We start from the raw sequence: 25,535 nt of genomic DNA on the forward strand, positions 1-25,535 counted from the left end.
ATATGGGCAAGTGCCTTGTTACATTTGCCCATTTAAATATTTATTGGTGATAATAATTAAAAAATAATATTTGTAATGGAGAGGTTACGACATCCAGAGTGATAGTAATGGGCAGCAGTCCGTTTGTGACGAATTCGGGTATATGTGAGGTTTTATATTCGTAAAAACCCACGGTAAATGGATGATAAAACGTAAGCATCTGCGAGTAATCCTGTTTGGTGCTTTTTTTATGGATTGTCCCTTCCAGTTTGGATAGATTTTTAGTGCAGTATTGCGCTGAGCAGTCAAAACCGTAGCCCGTAAGCACTTGTTTAACGTCCTGCGTTTCCCCTGTGTATTTAAGCGTTAATACGCCTTTAAATCCCTTTTTATTGTCGCTGATGATGAATTCGGCGATATCAACGGCCTGTAAATTATGACGGTCGATTTGCGGATCTTGCAGCAACTTCACCACGCTTTCGGCACCACTGGTTATCAGATAATCAAACGTTTTGCCGACAAAGACATAGCCTTCATTACCATCATTATCTTTACCTGACGATAAGCCAATAACGGTGTCTGTTTTCCACTTTTCCCTTGTTGTTTGTGGATCGCCTGCTTTGAGCCACATAAAGCTCAGGCACCCTGATAACATAACGCTAAGCGATGATACGACCAGCGATTTTACCAACCAGCTATGTTTTATGTTCAACTTAATCCCTTAAAAAAACGCGCCGTAATGTCATGGCCATACTACGCGATTTATCACGCTTTTCTTTTGCTGGCGGGTGACTTTCAGATTTTGCCAAGGGAATATGCGCCACGCCGCTGCGCATTATCCATTTACGGGAAAACGCCGATGTCAGGGCGCGACTTTTCAGGATTTTGCCAAACAGTTTAAGGCGTAGCTTGCGGGTGGCTTTACGGTAAGCGTGATTCATATCTGGCGTATCCCGCAGCAGTACCGATTTGAGGATCTCCGCGCTGTCCAGCGCATAGCTAATCCCTTCCAGCGAGCTGGCGCTGATAAAACCGGCCGCTTCGCCAATCAAAAATGCGTTGTCCTCTCCGCAGACGAAGTCTTTCCAGCGTGAGGGGAATAGCACCGTACATTTTTCACTTTTCACCGGTTTGCCGAACTGGAAATGGAACGCTTCCAGCTTCTCTTTCAGCGCGTCAAAGCGTGCCTGGCCGTCCTTCATGGGGTAGGCGCCACCAAAGATAAAATAGCCATCTTTGCTGATACTCCAGGAATAACAGTCAGTTGCATCGTTATCAAAAATACAGGAATAGAACGGTACGGGATGTTTTTCCGCAAACCATTGTTGAATAGCGACATATTGACGGATTTGGTGTTGGGGATAGAGATGACGGCGTACCAGTGAATTCGCACCGTCTGCCCCCACCAGATAACGCGCGGTGATCTGCTGCTCCCAACCGTCGGCGCGGAAGATAACATGCCATTTATCGCCCTCGCGCCAGATTTTCCGGCACAGGCTGTCGTGGTACACCTGCACATCATCAGGGATGAGAGATTTAAGCCATAAATCAAAAGCATGGCGGTTGATATTAATGTAACTGCGCTGGTAGTTACGCGTCAAAGAAGCGGCAACATCAACCGTTTTAACGCTAAAAATCTGCGGGTTAGCGATGACATCAACGGGTAAGGTTATCCCATCGCGGATAAACGAACGCTGGGCGTCCGGGGCCAGCAGACCGCCGCAGGGTTTAGTGAAACCTTCGTTACCGCACTGGCGTTTTTTATCCAACGCAATCACGCGCATTTTTCCGCTCAACTGCCGCGCCAGCGCTGCGCCTGCCGGGCCTAATCCGATAATCGCTACGTCAAAATGTTCCATCTTTCTGTCCGCAAAAATGAAGATGGCGATACGCTAAAGCCTGAAAGTGAAGTGCTTGTGAAGTATGATTGCTGAAATCGTCTTGTATCAGGGCATCCCATGAAGCAAATCACCTTTACGCCGCGTAATCATCAGCTTACCAATATCAACACCTGGACACCGGACAGCCAGTGGCTGGTCTTTGATGTACGTCCTTCCGGCGCCTCTTTTACTGGTGAAACAATTGAGCGCGTCAATATCCATACTGGCGAGCTGGAGGTGATTTACCGAGCTACTCAGGGATCGCATGTTGGCGTGGTGACCGTTCATCCAAAGTCGGAAAAATATGTATTCATTCACGGGCCTGAAAATCCCGATGAAACATGGCATTACGACTTCCATCATCGTCGTGGGGTGATTGCTTCGCAGGCGGAGGTGGTTAATCTGGATGCGATGGATATTACCGCGCCGTACACGCCAGGCGCGCTGCGCGGCGGCACTCATGTGCATGTTTTTAGCCCGAACGGCGAGTTTGTTAGCTTCACTTATAACGACCATGTACTGCATGAGCGTTCTCCGGCGCTCGATTTACGCAACGTCGGCGTGGCTGCACCGTATGGTCCGGTGAAGGTCTCCGCGCAGCATCCGCGTGAATACAGTGGCAGCCATTGGTGCGTGCTGGTGAGCCAGACGACACCAACGCCAAAACCGAGTAGCGATGAGATTAACCGCGCCTATGAAGAGGGCTGGGTAGGCGAAAACAGGCTGGCGTTTATCGGCGATACGCTATCAGCCACTGGCGAGAAAGTACCGGAGCTGTTTATTGTCGATTTGCCACAGGATGAAAGCGGCTGGAAACAGCCGGGGGACGCGCCTCTGGAGGGGACTGACATGACCATGCCTGCGCCGCCATCCGGTATTTGCCAACGCCGTCTGACGTTTACCCATGAGCGCGGCTTTCCGGGGCTGGTGAACCAACCTCGCCACTGGGTACGCAGTAATCCAAAGGCATCTGAGATTGCGTTTTTAATGCGTGATGACAATGGTATTGTGCAGCTATGGCTGATTTCCCCACAGGGGGGAGAGCCGCGTCAGCTTACCCAGTGCGCTACGAATATTCAGTCAGCCTTTAACTGGCACCCATCGGGGAAGTGGCTGGGGTTTGTACTGGAGAACAGAATAGCCTGTTGTGATGTTCAAACGGGCGAGATTGATTTTTTAACGGAACGTCATGGTAACCCACCATCGGCCGATGCGATCGTCTTCTCCCCTGATGGTAGACAGGTTGCGTGGATGGAAGACGTCGAGGGTTTTCGCCAGCTGTGGGTGACTGAAACCGGGCGTTAATTTATGGAGCGGACATTTCTGCCGGAGGAATAACGGCGTTCGTGGCCTGGGTTCTCTCCTCGCTCTTTTCTACGCGGGATCTCACCGAGTTATCTTTGCGAAAGAGATCCCATGGTAGCAATACCGTATCGAGCACCGCGGTGAAAGGCATATCCAGAATTGCCAGCGACTTGGTTCCCCAGTTAGTATCACTTTCGCTAATCATTGTGGCACTGGCTCGCGTGCCAGGATACGTCCCTTCTTTGCCACCGGTATGCGACATGATGCTGGAACAGCCGCTTACAAACGCCATCCCACTACACATCGTCAGTGTTACCAACATTTTTTTAATCATCATTTATTCATCTGTATTTATCGTGTTTGCATGGTGAGTTAAAGCGATCCGTTGCGAAAATAACATCACCATTTCGTCGCACTGTGGCGGCCATCGCGATTTAACGAGAACAACTGCTCCCCCCAGTGTATGCAATAGACAACAAACTGCAAAAAAAGTCAGATGAATACGCTTGAAAAGTTTGTATTAAGACCCATTTTTAGAGTGTAGACAAATGAAGGGCATGCCTGATGGGTGTCCTGGCTACCTGACCTGTCCATGATGGAAGGTCAATTATTCTCGCTGATTTCAGGAGCTATTGATTATGCGTAACTTTGATTTATCCCCGCTGTACCGTTCTGCTATTGGTTTTGACCGTCTGTTTAACCTGCTGGAAAACAATCAGGGCCAAAGCAATGGCGGCTACCCTCCGTACAACGTTGAGCTGGTAGACGAAAACCATTACCGCATTGCAATTGCCGTTGCCGGTTTTGCTGAAAGCGAACTGGAAATTACTGCCCAGGACAATCTGCTGGTGGTAAAAGGCGCCCATGCGGACGATCAAAAAGAACGTACTTACCTGTATCAGGGTATTGCCGAGCGCAACTTTGAACGCAAGTTCCAGTTAGCGGAGAACATTCATGTTCGCGGCGCAAACCTGGTAAATGGTCTGCTGTATATCGATCTTGAGCGCGTGATTCCTGAAGCGAACAAACCGCGCCGCATCGAAATCAACTAATTCTGTAGGCCGCTTCAGGCGGCCTTGCTAAGTCATCGGCTTGCCGTCAGGGAGCCGAAAGGTACCTACTCGCTTCTTAGAAGGAGATTATTATGCGTAACTACGATTTATCCCCACTGCTGCGTCAATGGATCGGTTTTGACAAACTGGCCAATGCCTTGCAAAACACCGGTGAAAGCCAGAGCTTCCCGCCTTATAACATCGAAAAGAGCGATGATAACCACTACCGCATTACCCTTGCGTTAGCCGGTTTCCGCCAGGAAGATCTGGATATTCAACTGGAAGGCACGCGCCTGACCGTGAAAGGTACGCCGCAGCAGCCGGAAAAAGAGACCAAATGGTTGCATCAGGGGCTGGTCACTCAGCCGTTCAGCCTGAGCTTTACGCTGGCTGAAAATATGGAGGTCTCCGGCGCAAGCTTCACTAACGGCTTGCTGCATATTGATTTGACCCGGAATGAACCTGAAACCATTGCTCCACAACGTATCGCCATCAGCGAACGTCCCGCATTAGACAGTTAAATAGCTCCATGCCTTTGCCCCGCCAGAAATGACGGGGCTTTTTTGTGCGTCAGCCCACATGAAACTGACTTGTTGCAACGAGTGTTTCACTGTAAAAACATCCAGTATTAATGCTCTTAACGAGGGAATGTTTTTATGAGTGAACATCAGCCATTTGAAGCGATGAAACAGTTTGATGATGCCGGGGTTGAATATTGGTCTGCCCGGGCATTAGCACCATTACTTGAATATAAAGAATGGCGTAATTTTCAGAAAGTTATATTGAAAGCTATGGTGTCATGCGAGGTAAGCGAGCAATTGGTTGCTGACCATTTCGTTGAGACTAACAAAATGGTTGAGCTAGGTTCTGGAGCCTCCAGAGCCCTTGATGATTTTCATCTCTCCCGCTACGCATGTTATCTGGTCGTGCAAAATGGTGATCCCGCGAAACCTGTTATTGCGGCAGGGCAAACCTACTTTGCTATTCAAACCCGGCGTCAGGAGTTGGCCGATGATGCTGCTTTTAAATCTCTGCGTGAGGATGAAAAGCGTTTGTTCTTACGCAAGGAACTAAAAGAGCACAATAAGCATCTGGTTGAAACAGCACAACTGGCTGGTGTAGAGACCACTTTCGATTTTGCTATCTTTCAAAACCATGGTTACAAGGGGCTTTATGGTGGTTTAGATCAGCGAGCGATTCATGAACGTAAAGGGTTGAAGAAAAGCCAGAAAATTCTCGATCACATGGGGTCTACAGAGCTTGCGGCAAATCTGTTTCGGGCAACGCAGACGGAAGACAAACTGCGCAGAGACTCTGTTAACACCAAACAACAAGCTAATCAGACTCATTACGAAGTTGGACGTAAAGTTCGTCAGACTATTCATGATCTGGGTGGCACGATGCCAGAAGCGCTGCCATTGCCAGAAAAAAGCATTCAGCAATTACAAATTGGCGTGAAGAAAAACAGTAAAGAAAGCCCTTCGTAAGCGCACCAGGGCGCTCTGTAGCATGATAATGTGCGCCACTCTGCATTCATGCCTGAACGGTTCAGTCATAATCCTCGTTAAATGAAATGTTATTCACAGGGAACAGGATAATGAGTGATATAGCATTGACGGTCAGTGTTCTGGCATTGGTGGCAGTTGTCGGGTTATGGATCGGCAACATAAAAATACGTGGTGTGGGTTTTGGCATCGGAGGCGTGCTGTTCGGCGGTATTATCGTCGGGCATTTTGTCGATCAGGCAGGGATGACCCTGAGCGGCGACATGCTGCATTTTATTCAGGAATTTGGCCTGATTCTTTTCGTCTACACCATCGGTATTCAGGTGGGGCCGGGCTTTTTTGCTTCTCTGCGCGTTTCGGGCCTGCGGCTGAATCTGTTTGCTGTGCTGATTGTCATCATGGGTGGCCTGGTCACCGCGCTCCTGCATAAAATTTTTGCCATTCCTCTTCCCGTAGTGCTGGGAATATTTTCCGGTGCGGTCACCAATACCCCGGCGTTAGGCGCGGGGCAGCAGATTTTGCGCGATTTGGGTACGCCTGGCGATGTGGTGGATCAGATGGGGATGAGCTATGCCATGGCCTATCCTTTCGGCATTTGCGGAATTTTACTCACCATGTGGCTGATGCGCCTTATTTTCCGCGTTAACGTCGATGCTGAAGCCCAGCAGCATGAATCCACGCTGACCAACGGGCACGCGCTGATTCAGACGATGAACATTCGTGTGGAAAACCCAAACATCAACAATATGGCGATTCAGGATGTCCCGATTCTGAACAGCGATAAAATCATCTGCTCGCGTCTTAAACGTGAAGAGACATTGATGGTGCCGTCACCGGGGACGATTATCCAGATGGGCGATCTGCTACACCTGGTTGGTCAGCCTGGTGATTTGCACAATGCGCAGGTAGTGATTGGGCAGGAGGTTGATACATCGCTGTCGACGCGAGGTACCGACTTACGCGTTGAACGCGTGGTGGTGACCAACGAGCAGGTGCTGGGTAAACGTATTCGCGACCTGCACTTTAAGGAACGTTACGACGTGGTTATCTCCCGTCTGAACCGTGCGGGGGTTGAGCTGGTAGCCAGCAGTGACGCCAGCCTGCAATTCGGCGATATCCTTAATCTGGTGGGGCGTCCTTCGTCCATTGATGCTGTTGCCAATGTTGTGGGTAACGCGCAGCAAAAACTGCAGCAGGTGCAGATGCTGCCGGTATTTATCGGTATCGGGCTGGGTGTTCTGCTGGGTTCAATCCCGCTGTTCATCCCGGGGTTCCCGGTGGCGTTGAAACTGGGGTTGGCCGGCGGGCCGCTGATTATGGCCTTGATCCTGGGGCGTATTGGTAGCATCGGTAAGCTGTACTGGTTTATGCCTCCCAGCGCTAACCTTGCGCTGCGAGAGTTGGGGATCGTGCTGTTTCTCGCGGTGGTTGGTCTGAAGTCAGGCGGTGATTTTGTTCATACCCTGACGCAGGGAGATGGCCTGAGCTGGGTGGGCTACGGTATTTTCATTACCGCGATTCCGCTCATTACCGTGGGCTTGCTGGCGCGAATCTTCGCCAAAATGAACTATCTGACGCTGTGCGGCATGTTGGCTGGTTCAATGACCGATCCCCCGGCTTTGGCGTTTGCTAACAACCTGCATGCCACCAGCGGGGCGGCTGCGCTCTCCTACGCCACCGTTTACCCGCTGGTCATGTTCTTGAGGATTATCACCCCGCAGCTGCTGGCGGTGCTCTTCTGGGGGCTGGGTTAGCGTCAGGACTGGTCCGGGTGGACGCGCCGTAAGTGGTAGTCCACCTGGTACTCGCTGGCGTTTCTGAACATGACTGAATAATTTAGAAATTCCCCGCTATCGCTGTATGACAACGAGGTAATGCGTAATAACGGCGTCTGTTCAGGTACGTTCATCTGTGCGGAGAGCTGCTTATCGGCAAGTACGGGGGTCAGACTTTCATAGTTGCCGCTGATTGTTATCCCGCACTCTTTCTCGATATAATCGAATTTTGATCCTTCCAGATGTGCCAGTGACAGATTACGGAATAATTTTACCGGCATGTAGCTGTCTTCAAGCATCAGCGGTTTGCCGTCCACATAGCGAACACGGCGTGAGAAGTGGATACGTTCATTAATCTGGATACGCAGCTGACTGGCAATTGCCGGTGGTGCGGGCATCACTTCAAAAACCAGTACCTCACTGGTGACTTCTTTTCCCTGTCTCTTCAGCACTTCCGCCAGTCCGGTTAGATTGGTGGTTTCATGATGGACATCTTTGCGCGCTACATAAGTTCCACTCCCATGACGGCGTACGACCAATCCCCAGCCAATCAACATATCAATTGCTTTACGGATCGTCATTCGTGACACCGCAAACTCTTCGGCAAGCTTTTTTTCGCCAGGTAGCGGGCTACCGATGTTGTAATCAGAAGAATTCAGTCGAATTCGTAGTCGTTCCGCAATTGATTTGTAGATCACTACCAGACCTCTTTTTTCTTTTAATCACCGCACCATAGACCTTTTGATGTCTAACTTTTACGTAAAAAGTAGACCTCATTGTCGAAATTAAAACCATGAAAGCGATCACGAATCGTAGCGGCATACCATGTCCGTAGGATCGCAACTTTCTATTCTCATATCAGGCCAGCAATGATGAAAAAAAAGGCCTCTCCCCTACTGGTTGTTCTATGAGGATGTGAAAATGCTCAGTCAAATACAACGCTTTGGCGGCGCGATGTTCACCCCGGTGCTGCTGTTTCCCTTTGCTGGTATCGTCGTGGGTATCGCTATTATGTTGCGCAACCCGCTCTTTGTGGGCGAAGCGCTTACCGATCCCAACAGTTTGTTCGCACAAATCGTTCATATCATCGAAGAAGGTGGCTGGACGGTATTTCGTAATATGCCGCTAATTTTCGCCGTTGGTCTGCCTATTGGTCTGGCAAAACAGGCTCAGGGACGTGCTTGTCTGGCGGTATTGGTCAGTTTCCTGACGTGGAATTACTTCATCAATGCCATGGGCATGACATGGGGACATTTCTTCGGTGTGGATTTTAGCGCAGACCCGACTGCTGGCAGTGGTTTAACGATGATGGCTGGAATTAAAACGCTTGATACCAGCATCATCGGCGCAATTGTCATTTCCGGTATTGTTACTGCTCTACATAACCGTTATTTCGATAAACCCTTGCCAGTATTTCTCGGTATTTTTCAGGGGACATCGTTTGTGGTGATCATTGCCTTCCTGGTGATGATTCCCTGCGCCTGGCTGACGCTGCTGGGTTGGCCAAAGGTGCAGATGGGGATTGAATCTCTGCAAGCTTTTCTGCGTTCTGCAGGTGCGCTGGGAGTATGGGTGTATACCTTCCTGGAGCGTATTTTAATTCCGACCGGGCTGCATCATTTCGTCTATGGGCCATTTATTTTCGGCCCTGCCGCGGTGGAAGGCGGCATCCAGGTCTATTGGGCGCAACATTTGCAGGAATTCAGTCAAAGTACTGAATCGTTGAAAACGCTGTTCCCTGAAGGTGGGTTTGCCCTGCACGGCAACTCGAAAATCTTTGGTTCATTAGGCATTGCTCTGGCGCTCTACTTCACCGCCTCCCCAGAAAACCGGGTGAAGGTGGCAGGACTATTGATCCCCGCTACGCTAACGGCTGTGCTGGTTGGGATTACCGAACCGCTGGAGTTTACCTTCCTGTTTATCTCACCCTTACTGTTTGCTGTACATGCCGTGCTGGCGGCTTCCATGGCGACGGTAATGTATCTTTGCGGCGTGGTAGGCAACATGGGCGGCGGTCTGCTTGATCAGTTCTTACCGCAAAACTGGATCCCAATGTTCCACAACCATGCAGGAATGATGTTCACCCAGATAGCGATTGGTCTGGCCTTTACCGTGCTCTATTTTGCCATCTTCCGCGCCCTGATCCTGCGCTTCAACCTGAAAACGCCAGGGCGAGAAGACAGCGAAATCAAACTCTATACCAAAGCTGATTACAAAGCTGCTCGTGGGCAAACTACCGCCGCAGCGCCGGAGACCAAATTGGGTCAGGCCGCGGGTTTTCTCCAGGCTTTAGGCGGCGCAGGCAATATCGAGAGTATTAATAACTGCGCTACTCGCCTGCGTATTGCGCTTTACGACATGGCGCAAACGCAAAGCGATGACGTCTTCAAAGCGTTGGGTGCACACGGTGTTGTGCGCCGCGGCAACGGCATTCAGGTCATTGTTGGTTTGCACGTTCCTCAGGTACGTGACCAGCTCGAAACGCTAATGAAATCTTCTTTATCAAACGAACAGATCCCCATGACGGAGGCAGTATCATGAAAAAATTCTCAGTGGTTATCGCAGGTGGTGGTAGTACCTTTACGCCGGGCATCGTGCTGATGTTGCTGGCAAATCAGAATCGTTTCCCGCTTCGTGCGCTGAAATTTTATGACAACGATGGCGCACGCCAGGAAGTGATTGCTGAGGCGTGTAAAATTATCCTCAAAGAACAGGCACCGGAGATTGAGTTTAGTTACACCACCGATCCTAAAGCAGCATTTACCGATGTCGATTTTGTGATGGCGCATATCCGAGTGGGCAAATACCCAATGCGCGAACAAGATGAAAAAATCCCATTACGTCACGGGGTGTTAGGTCAGGAAACTTGCGGGCCGGGCGGGATTGCCTACGGAATGCGTTCTATTGGCGGCGTGCTGGAACTGGTGGATTATATGGAAAAATATTCACCAAACGCCTGGATGCTTAACTATTCCAATCCGGCGGCAATTGTTGCTGAAGCCACGCGTCGGCTGCGTCCAAATGCGAAAATCCTCAATATTTGCGATATGCCTATCGGTATTGAAGGGCGGATGGCGCAGATCGTTGGCCTTAAAGACCGCAAACAGATGCGTGTGCGTTACTATGGACTGAACCACTTCGGCTGGTGGACATCGATTGAAGATCTGCAGGGTAACGATCTGATGCCGAAGCTGCGTGAATATGTGGCGCAGTATGGTTATGTTCCTCCGTCAAATGACCCGCACACAGAAGCAAGCTGGAACGATACCTTTGCGAAGGCAAAAGATGTACAGGCGCTGGATCCGGATACCATGCCGAATACATATCTGAAATACTATCTATTCCCGGATTACGTGGTGCAGCACTCTAATCCGAAGCGCACGCGCGCCAATGAGGTGATGGACCACCGTGAAAAACAGGTGTTCGGTTCCTGCCGCGCAATCATTGAGGCGGGCAATTCTGCCGCTGGTGAGCTGGAGATTGACGAACATGCTTCTTACATTGTCGATCTGGCGGCGGCTATTGCCTTTAATACTCAGGAAAGAATGTTGCTGATTGTACCGAACAACGGGGCTATTCATAACTTTGATGATGAAGCGATGGTCGAGATCCCGTGCCTGGTAGGGCATAACGGCCCAGAACCGTTGACGGTGGGTGATATACCTCAGTTCCAGAAAGGGCTGATGAGCCAGCAGGTAGCGGTTGAGAAGTTGGTGGTTGATGCCTGGGAGCATCGTTCTTATCAGCGTTTGTGGCAGGCTATCACCTTGTCGAAAACCGTGCCGAGCGCGTCTGTTGCAAAAGCGATTCTTGATGATCTGATCGAGGCCAACAAAGCGTACTGGCCGGAATTGCACTAATCCTGTTGACCGGCATCCTTTGGGTGCCGGTCCGCATGTTTCAATACCGCCGACGGCGCATAACCAAACTTGTGTTTAAAGGCTTTGCTGAAATGAAATGAGTCAAAAAAGTTAAGCATATCCGCCACCTGTCCGACTGTATTTCCTTCCTGCTTTAATAGTGACAGCGCTAGCTCCAGTCGGGCATCGAGATAATATTCTTTCGGCGTTTTACCGGTGTAACGTAAAAACAGACGACGTAGCCAGGCTTCGCTACAGGGGATAGTGGCCGCCATATCTGCCACGCTCCACCGCCTTTGCAGGCTGGCATGCAGAGTGGCAATCAGTTTTTCAATCTGTATTCTCTGTGGGTCTTTTTTACCTTCGGCGTAAATAAGACAAATCCATTGATAAATTATTTTTGTGAGAAAGGCTACGGCTAGATTATTTTTTATTGAGTCTTGTGATGTAATTAATCGCGAGACCTCGGCCAGCTCCTGATTATAAATATCTCCATTATAAATAATGCTTTGTTGGCGTAGCGGAATATCCATTACGCTGGTTGGCGTGAACTCCATCCAGTATTGTTCCCATACTAATCCTTCACAATGATAAGACTGGATGTCTGTTGGTTTTAAAAAAATTATACAGTTGCCGGTGAGGGTTATGTGTTCGTCACTTTTTAGCAGGATTTTCCCACAGCCCTGGACGGTATAGACAGCAACCCATGAATTAGCTATCAGTGGCTTTTTCTTATCGCGTGGCCAAATAACCCGGTAATGTTCGTCGGCATAGGTGTGCCACAGCGAGATCAATGAAATTCCGCTTGAGATCACATTTTCGTTAATCAACAGGGGAATATTGTACGTAGTTTCGTTTTTTACATGCGAACTTTGCATCTTTCCATTCATTTTAATTTCCCGCCGGAGAATTATGCCCACAACCTGAACTTAACAGAAAAAATCCGTTCAGGGATATGACGTTTTTATTTTAGGAAATCTGACTGCCTGACCCGGTGCGTAATACCTCCAATTTTCCCTACCGCTGCCGGGACATAATGATAAAAAGGGCTATGAGATGAATACGCTACAAATTCTAAGCTTTGTGGGTTTTACGCTGCTGGTGGCGGTAATCACCTGGTGGAAAGTACGTAAGACGGATACCGGATCGCAACAAGGTTATTTTCTTGCCGGGCGTTCATTGAAAGCGCCGGTGATTGCCGCGTCATTGATGTTAACTAACCTTTCCACCGAACAGTTGGTTGGTCTGTCCGGTCAGGCTTACAAAAGCGGAATGTCGGTCATGGGCTGGGAAGTCACCTCTGCGGTGACGCTTATCTTTCTGGCGCTGATCTTTCTGCCTCGCTATCTGCAACGTGGTATCGCTACGATCCCTGATTTTCTGGAAGAACGTTACGATAAAACCACGCGGATCATTATCGACTTTTGCTTTCTTATTGCCACTGGTGTCTGTTTCCTGCCGATTGTGCTTTATTCAGGGGCGCTGGCGCTAAACAGCCTTTTTCACATCGGTGAATCACTGAATATTTCTCAGGGTGCAGCAATCTGGCTGCTGGTTATTTTGCTGGGCCTTGCCGGGATTATTTATGCGGTGATCGGCGGATTACGTGCGATGGCGGTGGCTGATTCCATCAATGGTATAGGGCTGGTGATTGGTGGATTGATGGTTCCTGTATTTGGCCTGATTACGATGGGAAAAGGCAGTTTTTTACAAGGTGTTGAGCAACTGACCACCATGCATGCGGAGAAATTAAACTCGATTGGCGGGGCCAACGATCCGCTGCCGATTGGTGCGGCCTTTACCGGTTTGATTCTGGTGAATACCTTCTACTGGTGTACCAATCAGGGCATCGTGCAACGTACGCTGGCTTCCAAAAGTCTTGCCGAAGGGCAGAAAGGGGCATTGCTCACAGCGGTATTGAAAATGCTCGATCCGCTAGTGCTGGTATTACCGGGTTTAATTGCTTTTCATCTGTACCAGGATCTGCCGAAGGCGGATATGGCATATCCGACGCTGGTAAATAACGTACTGCCTGTCCCTTTGGTGGGTTTTTTCGGTGCCGTTTTATTCGGTGCGGTAATCAGTACGTTCAATGGATTTTTAAACAGCGCCAGTACTTTATTTAGCATGGGCATATACCGACGACTTATTAATCAACACGCCCAGCCGGAACAGCTGGTTCGGGTTGGGCGTAAGTTCGGATTCTTTATTGCGGTAATTTCCGTACTGGTAGCTCCGTGGATCGCTAATGCGCCGGAAGGACTCTATAGCTGGATGAAACAGCTCAACGGTATTTATAACGTACCGTTGGTGACCATCATCATCATGGGATTCTTTTTCCCGCGCATCCCTGCGCTGGCAGCGAAAGTCGCCATGGGGCTCGGTATCGTCAGCTACATCACCATTAACTATCTGGTGAAGTTCGACTTTCACTTCCTTTACGTTCTGGCCTGTACCTTCTGCATTAACGTGGTGGTCATGCTGGTTATCGGTGTTATCAAGCCGCGTGCCACGCCGTTTAAATTCCATGATGCTTTCGCGGTAGACATGAAGCCGTGGAAAAACGCCAAATTTGCCTCTGTCGGTATCCTGACCGCGATGCTCGGCGTCTATGCCGGACTGGCGCAGTTTGGGGGGTACAACACTCAATGGCTGACGATTCTCTGCTACTCAATTACGGCGGCAGTGATGGTGTATTTGATTTTCAGCAGTTGGCAGTCGCGCCGTATCTCTACTGCACAATGTGTCTCTGACGCTAAGGATAAAGCATGACCCGCCCTAATTTTCTGTTCATTATGACCGACACCCAGGCGACCAATATGGTCGGCTGCTATAGTGGTAAGCCACTGAATACTAATAATATTGATAGCCTGGCGGCGGATGGTATTCGCTTCAATTCCGCTTATACCTGCTCACCGGTGTGCACCCCGGCCCGTGCAGGGCTGTTTACCGGTATTTATGCCAACCAGTCCGGCCCGTGGACCAATAACGTTGCGCCGGGGAAAAATATCTCCACCATGGGGCGCTATTTTAAGGATGCGGGCTATCACACCTGTTACATCGGCAAGTGGCATCTCGACGGGCATGATTACTTTGGTACCGGCGAGTGTCCACCCGAGTGGGATGTTGACTACTGGTATGACGGGGCCAATTACCTTGCGGAACTGACGGACAAAGAGATCGGTTTGTGGCGTAATGGCCTGAACAGCGTGGAGGATTTGCTGGCCAACAATATCGATGAAACCTTCACCTGGGCGCATCGTATCAGCAATCGGGCGGTTGATTTCCTCCACCAGCCAACGCGTGATGACGAACCCTTCCTGATGGTGGTTTCCTACGATGAGCCGCATCACCCGTTTACCTGTCCAGTGGAGTATCTGCAGAAATATCAGGGTTTTTACTACGATCTGGGCGCGAAAGCGCAGGATACCCTGTGCGATAAGCCTGAACATCATCGCCTGTGGTCACAAGCGATGCCGTCTCCGGTGGGTAACGACGGACGTTATCACCATCCACTCTATTTTGCCTGCAACGACTTTGTTGACGATCAGATTGGCCGGGTGATTGATGCCTTAACGCCAGAACAACGGGAGAACACCTGGGTCATTTATACCTCCGATCATGGCGAGATGATGGGAGCGCATAAACTCATCAGTAAGGGAGCGGCAATGTATGACGACATCACGCGAATTCCGCTGATTATGCGCCCGCCACAGGGAGAATCTATGCAAGTAGACACGCCGGTTAGTCATATCGATCTGCTGCCGACGATGATGGCGCTGGCGGGTATTGAGAAGCCACAAATTCTGCCGGGTGAAAACATCCTTAATATTGAAAAGCCACGCGGCGTGATGGTGGAGTTCAACCGTTATGAGATTGAGCATGACAGTTTTGGTGGATTTATTCCCGTTCGCTGCTGGGTGACAGACGACTGGAAGCTGGTGCTGAATCTGTTTACCAGCGATGAGCTTTACGACAGACGGAACGATCCCGATGAGCTACACAACCTGATAGATTCGCCACAATTGGCCGACGTTCGCGGCCAGATGCACGACGCGTTGCTGGACTATATGGAAAAAATCCGCGATCCGTTCCGCACCTATCAGTGGAGTTTGCGTCCCTGGCGTCAAGACGCCGTACCGCGCTGGATGGGCGCTTTTCGCCCACGCCCGCAAGACGGCTATTCTCCGGTAGTACGCGATTACGACACCGGTTTACCAACCCAGGGTGTAAAAGTGGAAGAGAAAAAGCAGAAGTTCTGACTACAATGCCACCTGATGCAAATACCCACATTTGCACTTACTTGTAGGCCGGATAAGGCGCTAGCCGCCATCCGGCAATGACAGCCAGAGGAGTTTAGATGAAGATTTCCCGCCTTGGAGAAGCCCCGGATTATCGCTTCTCGCTGGCAAATGAACGTACCTTTCTGGCGTGGATCCGCACCGCGCTCGGATTTCTGGCGGCGGGGGTTGGCCTTGATCAACTGGCTCCGGATTTTGCCACGCCGGTCATCCGTGAGGCGCTTGCCTTGTTGCTGTGTCTGTTTGCCGGCGGTCTGGCGATCTACGGCTACCTGCGCTGGCTACGTAACGAAAAGGCGATGCGACTGAAAGAGGACTTGCCCTACACCCACAGCCTGCTGATTATCAGCGTTATGCTGACTATTGTGGCGGTGATTGTCATGACTCTGGTGCTGTATGCCGGATAGCCGCAAATCGCGACGTATCGCCGACCCCGGGTTACAACCGGAGCGAACATCGCTGGCCTGGTTTCGTACCCTGCTGGGTTATGGCGCGTTAATGGCGCTGGCGCTGAAGCACAACTGGCATCAGGCGGGCTTCCTGTTTTGGGTTTCAATTGTGGTGCTGGCGATGGTGGGAATCGTACTTTGGCGCTATACCCGCAGCCGTAATCTGATGGATGTTACACATAGCGATTTTTCTGAATCTCGCGCGGTGCGTGACAAATTTATGATCTCCCTCGCGGTGTTATCCCTCGCAATACTGTTTGCTGTAACGCATGTTCGCCAACTTATTGCATTTATCGGGAATTTAGCATGACAGGATGTCAGGTCATGGCCAAGCCGGCCAGCTCTCGTTGTAACCTTGATTGTCGTTACTGTTTTTACATTGATAAACCCACTCAACCCGAAATGGATGATGCCACCTTAGAGACGTTTATTCGCCAGCATATCGCCGCGCAGCCGGGTTCTGAAGTGATGTTCGCCTGGCAGGGCGGGGAGCCAACTCTCTGTGGCATCGATTTTTTTCGCCGCGTAGTGACCTTGCAAAAACAATACGGGCAAGGGAAGCAAATCCATAACGCTTTCCAGACCAACGGGGTTTTGCTCAACGACGAATGGTGTCAGTTTTTACGCGATAACGGCTGGCTGGTTGGCATTTCCCTGGATGGCCCCGCCGAGTTGCACAATGCTTATCGCCTTAACCGTAGCGGAAAACCAACTCACCATAAGGTGATGGACGCCATTGCCAGGCTGCGTGAGCATCAGGTGGAGTTCAATCTGCTGGTGGTGGTTAATTCTCTGAACAGTCAGCGACCTGGGCAGATGTATCGCTACCTTCGCCAGCTTGGCACACCCTTTTTGCAGTTCATTCCACTGGTTGAATATGATGAAAAAGGTGAGCTTACCGCTGAATCCGTCCCGCCGCAGGCGTGGGGAAACTTCCTGAATTCCGTCTTTGATATCTGGGTCAGAGAAGATATTGGCCGCGTATTCGTCCAGTTATTTGATTCAACTCTGGGCGTATGGTGCGGGCACCCGGCGCAGATGTGTTCGCTAAGTTCCACATGCGGGCATGCGTTTGCCCTGGAAGCGAATGGCGATCTGTATCAATGCGATCACTATGTCTACCCTGATTATCGCCTGGGTAATATTCATCACACGTCGCTAAGTGAGCTCAATGCCAGCCCGCAGGCAATGGAGTTTGGTCAGTCCAAGAAGACCACGCTGAGCGCGGAATGTCAGGCGTGTTCGCTGTTACGCTTTTGCCATGGTGATTGTCCAAAGCATCGCGACAGCCGTGGAAAGAGTGCGATTTGCGGCGGATACAGCGCTTTCTTCAACCACACCGCACCGCATATGCGGGTGATGCGTGACCTGCTTAAGCAGCATCGCTCACCGATGGAGCTGATGGCGATGCTGCGTTAAGCTCAGTGGTATTTAACGTCCTTTGGCCAGATACTGCGCCATTTCAGATTCCGGCACCATTCCGCCGCCGGTCGCCCACACCAGGTGGGTGGCGTTATTGAGCTGGTTCGCGCTGAAGCCATGCATGTGCTGATAGTCCGTAGAGGCGCAAACGTGTTGCGGACCTGCCATCCCTGCCAGTGCTGACGGTTCGAGGCGAATACCTTCTTCCTGCGCCAGCCAGCCCAGCATGTCGTACATAGTCTGATCGTCCAGGGTGTACAGACCGTCGAGCAAACGTTCCATTGCCCGGCCAACAAAGCCAGACGCACGGCCGACAGCCAGCCCATCAGCCGCCGTCAGGTTGTCGATGCCAATGTCCTGCACGGAAATCGTATCGTGCAACCCGGTATAAATCCCCAGCAGCATGCAGGGGGAATGGGTTGGTTCGGCGAAGAAGCAGTGCACGTTATCGCCAAACGCCAGCTTCAGGCCAAACGCCACTCCGCCAGGGCCACCGCCGACGCCGCACGGCAGGTAAACAAACAGCGGATGGTCTGCATCCACCACGCGCCCCTGCTGGGCAAACTGCGCCTTCAGGCGCTGTCCCGCTACCGCATAGCCTAAAAACAGCGTGCGGGAGTTTTCATCATCGATAAAGAAGCAGTTTGGATCGGACTCCGCCGCCTTACGGCCCTGTTCAACCGCCACACCGTAATCTTCTTCATACTCCACGACCGTCACGCCGTGACTGCGCAGTTTGGCTTTTTTCCATGCGCGAGCGTCGGCAGACATATGCACCGTCACCTTAAAGCCGATACGGGCGCTCATAATGCCAATCGACATGCCGAGATTACCGGTGGAGCCTACCGCGATGCTGTACTGGCTGAAGAACTGTTTGAACTCGGGCGAAAGGAGAACGCTGTAATCGTCTTGTGTGGTCAGCAGACCGGCTTCCAGCGCCAGTTTTTCCGCATGGGTCAGTACTTCATAAATGCCACCACGGGCTTTAATCGAACCAGAAATTGGCAGGTGACTGTCTTTCTTCAGCAGAATTTCGCCATTGATGTGCTGCCCGTATTCTTTCTCCAGCCGCTTTTGCATGGCCGGAATCGCGACCAGCTCAGATTCAATAATGCCGCCGGTGGCCGCAGTTTCTGGGAATGCCTTTGCCAGATACGGTGCAAAGCGCGTCAGACGGGCGTGAGCATCCTGAACATCGTGCTCTGTCAGGCCAACGTACGGTAAACCTTCCGCAAGAGAGGTGGTGCCAGGGTTAAACCAGGTTGTCTCCTTGAGAGCAACCAGATCTTCCACTAAAGGATACTGGGCGATAAGTGTTTGAATGTTTTCCATAGTCAGTCTCTTTGCGCTTAGATAATAAAGGAAAGCAGGAATGTGCAAGCCAGTGCAATCACGGACGCGATAAATGTCGCGGTCGTATAGTATTTAAACGTTTCATTCAGGGTGGCACCGCAGTATTGCTTCACCAGCCAGAAGAGGGAATCAGTGACGATCGTGCAGCCAATAGCGCCGGAACCGATAGCAATGGCGATGATCTCCGGGCTGACGTTGGGATAGAGCGGCAGCATCGGTGCAACGATTGCCGTGGCGCCCATCATCGCCACCGTGGCGGAACCCACCGCGGCATGCAGGATTAACGCCACCAGCCAGGCCAGCAGAATCGGGTGCATATGCATGTTCGAGAGGATCAGTGCAAGCGTATCCGCCAGCCCACTGCTCTTGAGGATAGCGTTGAACGCGCCGCCTGCGCCGATAATCAGCAGAATATTAGCAATGGAGCCAAAACCGTTTTCTGTGTGAGTCAGCAACGTACCCATACCGATGTGCTGGCGCAGGCCGAGGATGTAATAGGCCACGAAAACGGCAATAAACATCGCGGTGATCGGGTTACCAATAAACTCCAGCAGCGTATACACCGTGCTGCCTTTCGCCATGTTCAGCTCAGCAACGGTTTTAACCAGCATCAGGCCAATCGGCAGCAGAACGGTAAACAGCGTAGCACCCAGCGACGGTAGCGTACTTTCGTCGCGTACTTTAAGGTCGGAAAACTCAGCCGGAACCGGTTTAAACGGCAGACGGTTACCCAGGAATTTCAGGTACAGCGGACCGCCGATAAGCGAAGCCATCAAACCAACCAGTAAGCCGTAGACAATCACCGTGCCAATGTCCGCGCCCAGCTTGTTCGCCACGAACAGGGCAGCCGGATGCGGCGGGACGACGCAGTGCACCGCCATCAGCGCCGTACACAGCGGGATCGCCAGCTTCAGCAGTGAGGTATTGGTCTTTTTGGCAATCGAAAAAGCCAGCGGAATCAACAGCACCACGCCGACTTCCACAAACAGCGTGATCCCGCAAATCAACCCAACCAGTACCATTATGACGTCGGCGGATAGCCAGCGGCAGCGCTGGAGCGTCAGGCCAATGCGTTCAGCCGCGCCGGACACTTCCATCATTTTGCCCAGAATGGTCCCAAGGCCGATAACCGCGGCGAGGAAGCCCAGCGTACCGCCGATGCCACTCTCAATGGCATTGACCATATCCAGCGGCCCCATACCCATCATCGTACCCACGAAGAAGCTGGCTAACAGCAGCGCCAGAAACGGGTGGAATTTGAACTTCACGATGGTCAAAACGATTAACACGATGCTTATCAGCAGCGTGCTCACAACCCAGATTTGAGAGTGCATAACTCACCTTGCCCTGTGATTAATATAGGGTTATTGGACAAAAATAAGGCATGGTCTGACAAACGATATAAATCTCCCTTCACATGAGCCAGATTGCATCAAATGAGTGATTTATGTCTAATTGCGCTTTGTTTATGCGATATGGTTCACTCTGATTCATCTTTGAGCTGATTTTTGCAGCGAACTTTTTTACACTCCGCCGAAGAGGAATCAGGATGAAAGAGGTGAGTATGGATCCCCTGCGCGAGGTCAGAAACCGGCTGCTCAACGGCTGGCAGTTGTCAAAGCTGTATACGTTTGAAGTGGCGGCCCGGCATCAGTCGTTTGCGCTGGCGGCAGACGAGCTGTCATTGAGCCCCAGCGCCGTCAGCCATCGCATAAATCAGCTTGAAGATGAGCTTGGCATCCAATTATTTGTTCGTTCTCATCGCAAAGTGGAACTCACTCACGAGGGCAAGCGGGTATTTTGGGCGCTGAAGTCGTCGCTGGATACGCTCAACCAGGAGATTCTTGATATTAAGAATCAGGAGCTCTCGGGGACGCTCACCGTCTACTCACGGCCTTCTATCGCCCAGTGCTGGCTGGTTCCGGCGCTCGGCGACTTTACCCGTCGCTACCCGTCAATTTCGCTGACCATGCTGACCGGGAACGACAACGTCAATCTGCAGCGTGCGGGAATCGATCTCGCCATCTATTTTGACGATGCCCCCTCCGCGCAGCTCACGCATCACTTCCTGATGGATGAAGAGATCCTGCCGGTGTGCAGCCCGGACTACGCTCGTCGCCATGACCTTACCGGTTCGCTGGTGAATTTGCCGCACTGTACGTTGCTGCACGACAGACAGGCCTGGAGTAACGATTCCGGGACCGATGAATGGCACAGCTGGGCGCAGCATTTTGCGGCGAATTTGCCGACATCGTCGGGGATTGGTTTTGATCGTTCTGATTTAGCGGTGATTGCGGCAATGAACCATATCGGCGTGGCGATGGGCCGAAAACGACTGGTGCAAAAACGCCTCGACAGCGGAGAATTGATTGCGCCTTTTGGCGATATGGCGCTGAAATGCCATCAGCATTACTACATCACCACGCTGCCCGGCAGGCAGTGGCCGAAAATCGAGGCGTTTATTGGCTGGCTACAGGAGCAGGTTAAATAAGCGGGTCGCGAATATTTTTTACGCTTTCTCTCTACACGGAAAGTGAAAAAGCGTGCTAAATACGTGATATCACTCCTGATGATTTGCGTAAGGACGACCGTGTTAAAGCCGATTGTTTCCCTTTTACTGTTGGCCAGCGCCACCGTGTGTGCCGCGCAACCTGCGTTGACGGCGGCGCAGTATGTGCAGCAGCTTGGGGTTGGGATGGACGTAGATTGGGCGCGTACCGATCGGGGCATCCGTGAATTCGATCCGCTGGTGGTGCGGGATTATAAGGTGAAAGGGTTGACCCACGTGCGCATTCGCGTGGCGGGAGAGCCTACGGAGGCGCGGCTCATTCATCTGCGCAAGCTGGTGGAGGCCTGCGAGCAGTATGGCGTGATCCCGATAATTGCCTATCAGGCTGATGAGTATAAAAAAGACCCCAGTGCCAGTAACGAAAAAGAGGTGGTTAACTGGTGGGTGGCGGTGGCGCATTACTTTGGCCAAAGCTCGCCGTTGCTGGGTTTCGACCTGATATACGAACCCTCTGATAAGCTCACCCATAATCAGGCGTCACTCAATAGGGTGTATGACAAAACCATCCGTACTATCCATGCCATCGACCCGCAGCGAATGATTTTCATCGCGCCGCGACTGCGTGCTGCGCCGGAAGATTTGTTTAACCTGAAACTACCGCCGCAAAGCCAGAATACGGTGCTGGCCCAATGGCATATTTTCCCGTGGGGACCGCTGAAAAATAACGGTAAATACCCGTGGACCTCAGGAACAGCGGCAGAAAAGGCCGCCATTCGCGCCCGAATCAACAGCGCCATTCACTGGCAGCAGAAAACCGGTCATGTTAGTTGGGTAGGAGGCTGGTCGGCGGGAGAAACCATCAGGAACGCGCCTTCAGCATCACAAATGGCGTTTGCCCGCTTTATGGCGTGCGAGCTAAAGAAAGCGAAAATTCCCTATGCTATCAATGCGGATACGCAGTTCTATGATGGCGAGGAGGGGGCCTGGCGTCCGGCGCTGGAGCCGTTGTTGACGACGATGATTGCGCCAGAATGTGAAAAGCCCGGCGAGAAGCCGGGCCATCATACGCTTAAACCGCCTGTCCCTGATGCGACACGCGTGACGCCAGCGGGAGCCAGCAAACAAAAATCAACAGCCCCATAAGGGTCATCAGCAGGCCCAGACTGGCTTGCCCGGTCTGCGGCAGCATGGCAGAGAACCACGCCAGCACGCCGGAACCAATGTTCTGTAATCCCCCGACCAACGCACCAGCAGTACCGGCCAGGAACGGGAAAGGCTCCATTGCGCCGCTGGTTGCCAGCGGAAACAGCATCCCGGCACCGAAGAAAAACAGTGCGGCGGGAACCAGCAGCGTCCAGACGTTCATCACGTCAAGCAGCCCCGGGATCCACATCATCAAACCGGCGACCAGACAGCAGATAACCGACTGCCACATCAGCGTCGAGAAACGCTTGTTCGGGCGACCGGCGAACCAGGCACCAAAAAAAGCCGCCGGGATGGGCAGAATAAACAGGATGCTGACCACCATGCTGCTTAAGCCGAGCCGTGCGCCTAACAATACCCCGGAACAGGCTTCGAAGACCGCAACGCCCGCCAGACCGCCGATCAGCATCAGCACGTAACAGGTGAAAGAGCTGTTGCCAAACAGGGTTTTGTAGCTGGCGATAAGTCGTGGACGCGGTGCACCTGCGGGGCGCGTTTCCGGCATCCAGCGCGCCATGCTAAACGTGACGCCTGCGCACAGCACCAGCAGGAAGATGTAACAGGCGCGCCAGTTCCACAGGGTATCCAGCATACCGCCAATCAGCGGAGCCAGCAGTGGGCTGACAAGAATCCCCATGTTTAACAAGCTGTTAGCGTGGCGTAACTGCGTGCCTTCGTATAGATCGCGCGGTAAGGTTCGCGCCATCACACCGCCGACGCCCGTTCCCATCCCCTGTATTGCGCTGGCGATAATCAGTACCGTCAGGCTGTGGGTGGTTATGGCGACCAGCGTAGCCAGCATAAAAATGGACATCCCGGCGAGGATCACCGGGCGGCGGCCAACGCGATCGGAAAGTGGGCCGTAAATCAGTTGTGACAGGCCGTAGGTCAACAGATAGGCGGCCATCACGCTTTGCACCGCCCCTTCGCGAACGTTCAGTTCACGCGCCATATCAGCAATCGCGGGGATATAAATGGTTTGCGCCATCTGACCTACCGCCACCAGTAATACCAACATCAACAACAAATTGACGCTTCTATGCCTTTTCATTTCGCTGATTACTTTTAAAAAAGAGAAAAAAGAAGAATAAGGTGCTGCACTTTCCCGTAAATGCGCGTGGAATCTACCACATCAGAAAAAGAAGGCCAGATAGTAGGCTGGAATGTTTACGCGATGATCGGCAGGAAATGTAAACAAAAAGCGGCAACAAATGTTGCCGGATTGCATCGGGTTTACAGAGGTCATGATAAGCGTAGCAAAACCGCGCCTATGGCAATGCCTCCAGCCGCAACAAGACGTATTCCGGCAACCTTCTCTTTCAGCAGCAGCCACGCGAGCAGCGCGCCAAACAGGATGGAGGTTTCACGCAGCGCCGCGACTACCGCCAACGGAGCCTGGGTCATGGCCCACAGCGCCAGGCCGTAAGAACCCATTGTGCCAATCCCGCCAAGAATACCTTTCTTCCACTGCTGCACCAGATAGCGTGACGCTTCCCGGCGTCGGGCAATCATCGCCCAACCCAGCAGGCAGGAACCGTTCAGAAAGAAGGTCCACAGTGTATAACCCAGCGCGGTTTCTGATAAACGTACGCCGGTGCCATCAACCAGCGTATATCCGGCGATGAAGCAGGCGTTAATGAGCGCCAGCACGATCCCGCGTTGTGAGCTGCTGCGTCCGTTAAACGCCATACCGAGGATCGCCAGACAGATTGTGGCAATCCCCACCCAGGCCAACATAGAAAGGCTATCGCCAAGAAACAGGACGCTGATAATCGCGACCAGCAGTGGCGCTGTGCCGCGCATTAACGGATAGGTCTGGCTCATATCCGAAACCTGATAGGTTTTGGCGACCAGGACGGTATATACAATTTGCAACGCAGTTGAGACGGCCAAAAACGGCAGGCTGGCGGCGGAAGGTTGCGGCGCGAAGGGTAAGCAAATCAACGCCATAATTGCGGCAGAACCGCTGACACCGATCGCTGAGTACAGTTTATCGTTTCCAGCTTTAACAATGGCATTCCAGCTGGCATGCAGCAGCGCGGCGAACAGCAAAATGCAGAAAACAGAAAGCGTCATGGTGGAATTCTTCCCTGAGAATGTCATAAAAACGTAACATATTGGCGCGACACAAGCACCAGGGAGAAGGTGAAAGGGGAGCGGAGTGTTACCCGCCCCCCTTAGGTGCGACTTGAATCCAAATTACTTAACGTATTTCAGAACGGCATCAAGTAGTTGCAGTGCTGCAACAATGAGTTTGAGGATAAGAATAGCGATATCCACGAGGCTCATACGCTCTCCTTTTGGTACAAGGAGCACGGTGCTGACGTACCTCGCCGCTGCCTGTTGCCAGCACCTTTGTTGACATAACACAGTGTGCTCACACGGGGGTTAAGGCGCTGACGGCACCACCCGTTTCAGCCAGGACTTTGATGCGCCGGTTTACGATGCGGCCCCCGCATAACACATTGCGTACCGAGACATTATAGATAAATACTGTATAAATTAACAGTATTTTGTGGACGTTACGCCTTTCATATTCCATACTCAAAACCATCAAAATTCGTGCCGAAATTGCGTGTTCTTCGTAGAACGCGTATACTTTTTTCGTTGACATAACACAGTGTGTTCGGCGGCTACCAACCGCACCGCGCTAAAAAAAACCTCGCTCCGGCGGGGTTTTTTGTTTTTCAGCAATGCGCGACGAAATGTGATCGTTGACGCATTTTTATGCAGATGAAAATTTTTCCATTGTCACGCTGAAAAACCTGTGTTTGTATAAATCCAGTTAATCAACAAACAGACAGGTCCCTAATGAACCCTTCCATGCTGACTGCGACCCTACTAAAAACTGCGCCATCTCGCGCAGCGGTCGTCGTGCGTGTGGTGGTGGTCGTCGGCAATGCGCCGTAGGGTCCGAATCAACACACGATTCCAAAACCCCG

At 51.6% G+C, this 25,535-nt stretch carries 25 protein-coding genes and 1 other annotated feature; of the genes, 15 read left to right on the forward strand and 10 right to left on the reverse strand.

Translation table 11 applies throughout. The annotated features are described in order from the left end of the window. Positions 1-40: 40 nt before the first annotated feature. Entirely contained in the window at positions 41-610 is a 570-nt protein-coding gene (locus OGY83_RS13055; protein WP_491700941.1) for a YidX family protein, read from the reverse strand. An 82-nt stretch (positions 611-692) separates the two neighbouring features. Next, entirely contained in the window at positions 693-1,838 is a 1,146-nt protein-coding gene (gene cbrA / locus OGY83_RS13060; RefSeq protein WP_286636013.1) for a colicin M resistance lipid reductase CbrA, read from the reverse strand. Between the two features lie 99 nt (positions 1,839-1,937). On the opposite strand from cbrA, the gene OGY83_RS13065 reads away from it, so the two are divergent. Continuing rightward, the gene (locus tag OGY83_RS13065) at positions 1,938-3,164 is read left to right on the forward strand and encodes a YidR family protein (protein ID WP_079938837.1); all 1,227 of its coding nucleotides are present in this window, start codon (positions 1,938-1,940) and stop codon (positions 3,162-3,164) included. A 1-nt stretch (position 3,165) separates the two neighbouring features. Here the strand turns inward: OGY83_RS13065 and OGY83_RS13070 are convergent, their stop codons facing one another. Next, the gene (locus OGY83_RS13070; protein ID WP_003023879.1) at positions 3,166-3,498 is read right to left on the reverse strand and encodes a YceK/YidQ family lipoprotein; all 333 of its coding nucleotides are present in this window, start codon (positions 3,496-3,498) and stop codon (positions 3,166-3,168) included. Positions 3,499-3,736: 238 nt separating this feature from the next. Beyond that, positions 3,737-3,809: a sequence feature (ROSE (Repression Of Heat Shock gene Expression) occurs in the 5'-region of heat shock genes and acts as an RNA thermometer to modulate expression.), on the forward strand. On the opposite strand from OGY83_RS13070, the gene ibpA reads away from it, so the two are divergent. From ibpA to OGY83_RS13090, 4 genes are all read left to right on the forward strand, one after another. After that, entirely contained in the window at positions 3,803-4,216 is a 414-nt protein-coding gene (gene ibpA / locus OGY83_RS13075; RefSeq protein ID WP_003023882.1) for a small heat shock chaperone IbpA, read from the forward strand. (Overlaps the previous feature by 7 nt.) A 92-nt stretch (positions 4,217-4,308) precedes the next feature. Then, the gene (gene ibpB, locus OGY83_RS13080; RefSeq protein WP_003827096.1) at positions 4,309-4,737 is read left to right on the forward strand and encodes a small heat shock chaperone IbpB; all 429 of its coding nucleotides are present in this window, start codon (positions 4,309-4,311) and stop codon (positions 4,735-4,737) included. Positions 4,738-4,872: 135 nt separating this feature from the next. After that, a complete protein-coding gene (gene dinD, locus OGY83_RS13085) occupies positions 4,873-5,703 on the forward strand; it encodes a DNA damage-inducible protein D (protein WP_191227983.1) in 831 nt (276 codons plus the stop codon). Positions 5,704-5,813: 110 nt separating this feature from the next. Further along, positions 5,814-7,475, forward strand: coding sequence for a putative transporter (locus tag OGY83_RS13090; RefSeq protein ID WP_286636014.1), 1,662 nt, complete (start codon positions 5,814-5,816; stop codon positions 7,473-7,475). A gap of 2 nt (positions 7,476-7,477) precedes the next feature. On the opposite strand, the gene OGY83_RS13095 is transcribed toward OGY83_RS13090, so the two are convergent. Continuing rightward, positions 7,478-8,194: a GntR family transcriptional regulator gene (locus tag OGY83_RS13095; RefSeq protein ID WP_191234440.1), complete on the reverse strand. Its 717-nt coding sequence runs from the start codon at positions 8,192-8,194 to the stop codon at positions 7,478-7,480. A gap of 223 nt (positions 8,195-8,417) precedes the next feature. Here OGY83_RS13095 and OGY83_RS13100 point away from each other — a divergent pair, with 223 nt between their 5' ends. Next, complete coding sequence (locus OGY83_RS13100) at positions 8,418-10,037, forward strand: alpha-glucoside-specific PTS transporter subunit IIBC (protein WP_191234441.1); 1,620 nt, start codon at positions 8,418-8,420, stop codon at positions 10,035-10,037. Next, positions 10,034-11,356: a 6-phospho-alpha-glucosidase gene (locus OGY83_RS13105; protein ID WP_191234442.1), complete on the forward strand. Its 1,323-nt coding sequence runs from the start codon at positions 10,034-10,036 to the stop codon at positions 11,354-11,356. Before OGY83_RS13100 ends, OGY83_RS13105 begins: the two co-directional genes overlap by 4 nt. On the opposite strand, the gene OGY83_RS13110 is transcribed toward OGY83_RS13105, so the two are convergent. After that, positions 11,353-12,246 (reverse strand): AraC family transcriptional regulator, encoded by an 894-nt coding sequence (locus tag OGY83_RS13110; protein ID WP_286636016.1) that lies wholly within the window; start codon positions 12,244-12,246, stop codon positions 11,353-11,355. The genes OGY83_RS13105 and OGY83_RS13110 overlap by 4 nt on opposite strands. Positions 12,247-12,412: 166 nt before the next feature. On the opposite strand from OGY83_RS13110, the gene OGY83_RS13115 reads away from it, so the two are divergent. The 5 genes from OGY83_RS13115 to OGY83_RS13135 all read left to right on the forward strand — a co-directional run bounded on the left by OGY83_RS13115 (position 12,413) and on the right by OGY83_RS13135 (position 17,525). Next, a complete protein-coding gene (locus OGY83_RS13115) occupies positions 12,413-14,128 on the forward strand; it encodes a solute:sodium symporter family transporter (protein WP_286636018.1) in 1,716 nt (571 codons plus the stop codon). Next, a complete protein-coding gene (locus OGY83_RS13120) occupies positions 14,125-15,618 on the forward strand; it encodes a sulfatase-like hydrolase/transferase (protein ID WP_191234445.1) in 1,494 nt (497 codons plus the stop codon). The genes OGY83_RS13115 and OGY83_RS13120 overlap by 4 nt, the downstream gene beginning before the upstream one ends. A gap of 98 nt (positions 15,619-15,716) precedes the next feature. Continuing rightward, positions 15,717-16,064 (forward strand): YidH family protein, encoded by a 348-nt coding sequence (locus OGY83_RS13125; RefSeq protein ID WP_003023888.1) that lies wholly within the window; start codon positions 15,717-15,719, stop codon positions 16,062-16,064. Further along, positions 16,054-16,416, forward strand: coding sequence for a DUF202 domain-containing protein (locus OGY83_RS13130; protein ID WP_194212580.1), 363 nt, complete (start codon positions 16,054-16,056; stop codon positions 16,414-16,416). Before OGY83_RS13125 ends, OGY83_RS13130 begins: the two co-directional genes overlap by 11 nt. After that, a complete protein-coding gene (locus tag OGY83_RS13135) occupies positions 16,413-17,525 on the forward strand; it encodes an anaerobic sulfatase maturase (RefSeq protein ID WP_286636019.1) in 1,113 nt (370 codons plus the stop codon). The genes OGY83_RS13130 and OGY83_RS13135 overlap by 4 nt, the downstream gene beginning before the upstream one ends. Before the next feature lie 12 nt (positions 17,526-17,537). Here OGY83_RS13135 and dsdA read toward each other — a convergent pair whose 3' ends face one another. Together dsdA and dsdX are read right to left on the reverse strand one after the other, a co-directional pair. Beyond that, positions 17,538-18,860, reverse strand: coding sequence for a D-serine ammonia-lyase (gene dsdA, locus OGY83_RS13140; RefSeq protein WP_286636021.1), 1,323 nt, complete (start codon positions 18,858-18,860; stop codon positions 17,538-17,540). Between the two features lie 17 nt (positions 18,861-18,877). Further along, a complete protein-coding gene (gene dsdX / locus OGY83_RS13145) occupies positions 18,878-20,215 on the reverse strand; it encodes a D-serine transporter DsdX (RefSeq protein ID WP_003827107.1) in 1,338 nt (445 codons plus the stop codon). Between the two features lie 230 nt (positions 20,216-20,445). Here dsdX and dsdC point away from each other — a divergent pair, with 230 nt between their 5' ends. After that, positions 20,446-21,372 carry a DNA-binding transcriptional regulator DsdC gene (gene dsdC, locus OGY83_RS13150; protein WP_003827110.1) on the forward strand — a complete coding sequence of 309 codons (927 nt, stop codon included), beginning with the start codon at positions 20,446-20,448 and terminating at the stop codon, positions 21,370-21,372. Positions 21,373-21,450: 78 nt separating this feature from the next. Next, positions 21,451-22,533: a cellulase family glycosylhydrolase gene (locus OGY83_RS13155; protein ID WP_286636023.1), complete on the forward strand. Its 1,083-nt coding sequence runs from the start codon at positions 21,451-21,453 to the stop codon at positions 22,531-22,533. Here OGY83_RS13155 and emrD read toward each other — a convergent pair. The 3 genes from emrD to tisB all read right to left on the reverse strand — a co-directional run bounded on the left by emrD (position 22,460) and on the right by tisB (position 24,882). After that, positions 22,460-23,644 (reverse strand): multidrug efflux MFS transporter EmrD, encoded by a 1,185-nt coding sequence (gene emrD, locus OGY83_RS13160; protein ID WP_123269060.1) that lies wholly within the window; start codon positions 23,642-23,644, stop codon positions 22,460-22,462. The genes OGY83_RS13155 and emrD overlap by 74 nt on opposite strands. Before the next feature lie 191 nt (positions 23,645-23,835). Next, positions 23,836-24,669 carry an EamA family transporter gene (locus tag OGY83_RS13165; protein ID WP_048227355.1) on the reverse strand — a complete coding sequence of 278 codons (834 nt, stop codon included), beginning with the start codon at positions 24,667-24,669 and terminating at the stop codon, positions 23,836-23,838. 123 nt (positions 24,670-24,792) lie between these two features. Beyond that, the gene (gene tisB / locus OGY83_RS13170; protein WP_003023909.1) at positions 24,793-24,882 is read right to left on the reverse strand and encodes a type I toxin-antitoxin system toxin TisB; all 90 of its coding nucleotides are present in this window, start codon (positions 24,880-24,882) and stop codon (positions 24,793-24,795) included. 522 nt (positions 24,883-25,404) lie between these two features. Between tisB and ivbL the strand changes: the two genes are divergently transcribed. After that, a complete protein-coding gene (gene ivbL, locus OGY83_RS13175) occupies positions 25,405-25,503 on the forward strand; it encodes an ilvB operon leader peptide IvbL (protein ID WP_003827118.1) in 99 nt (32 codons plus the stop codon). Positions 25,504-25,535: the final 32 nt, after the last annotated feature.

The sequence above is a fragment of the Citrobacter sp. Cpo090 genome (genome assembly GCF_030332665.1).
GTDB classification, from domain to species: domain Bacteria; phylum Pseudomonadota; class Gammaproteobacteria; order Enterobacterales; family Enterobacteriaceae; genus Citrobacter; species Citrobacter portucalensis.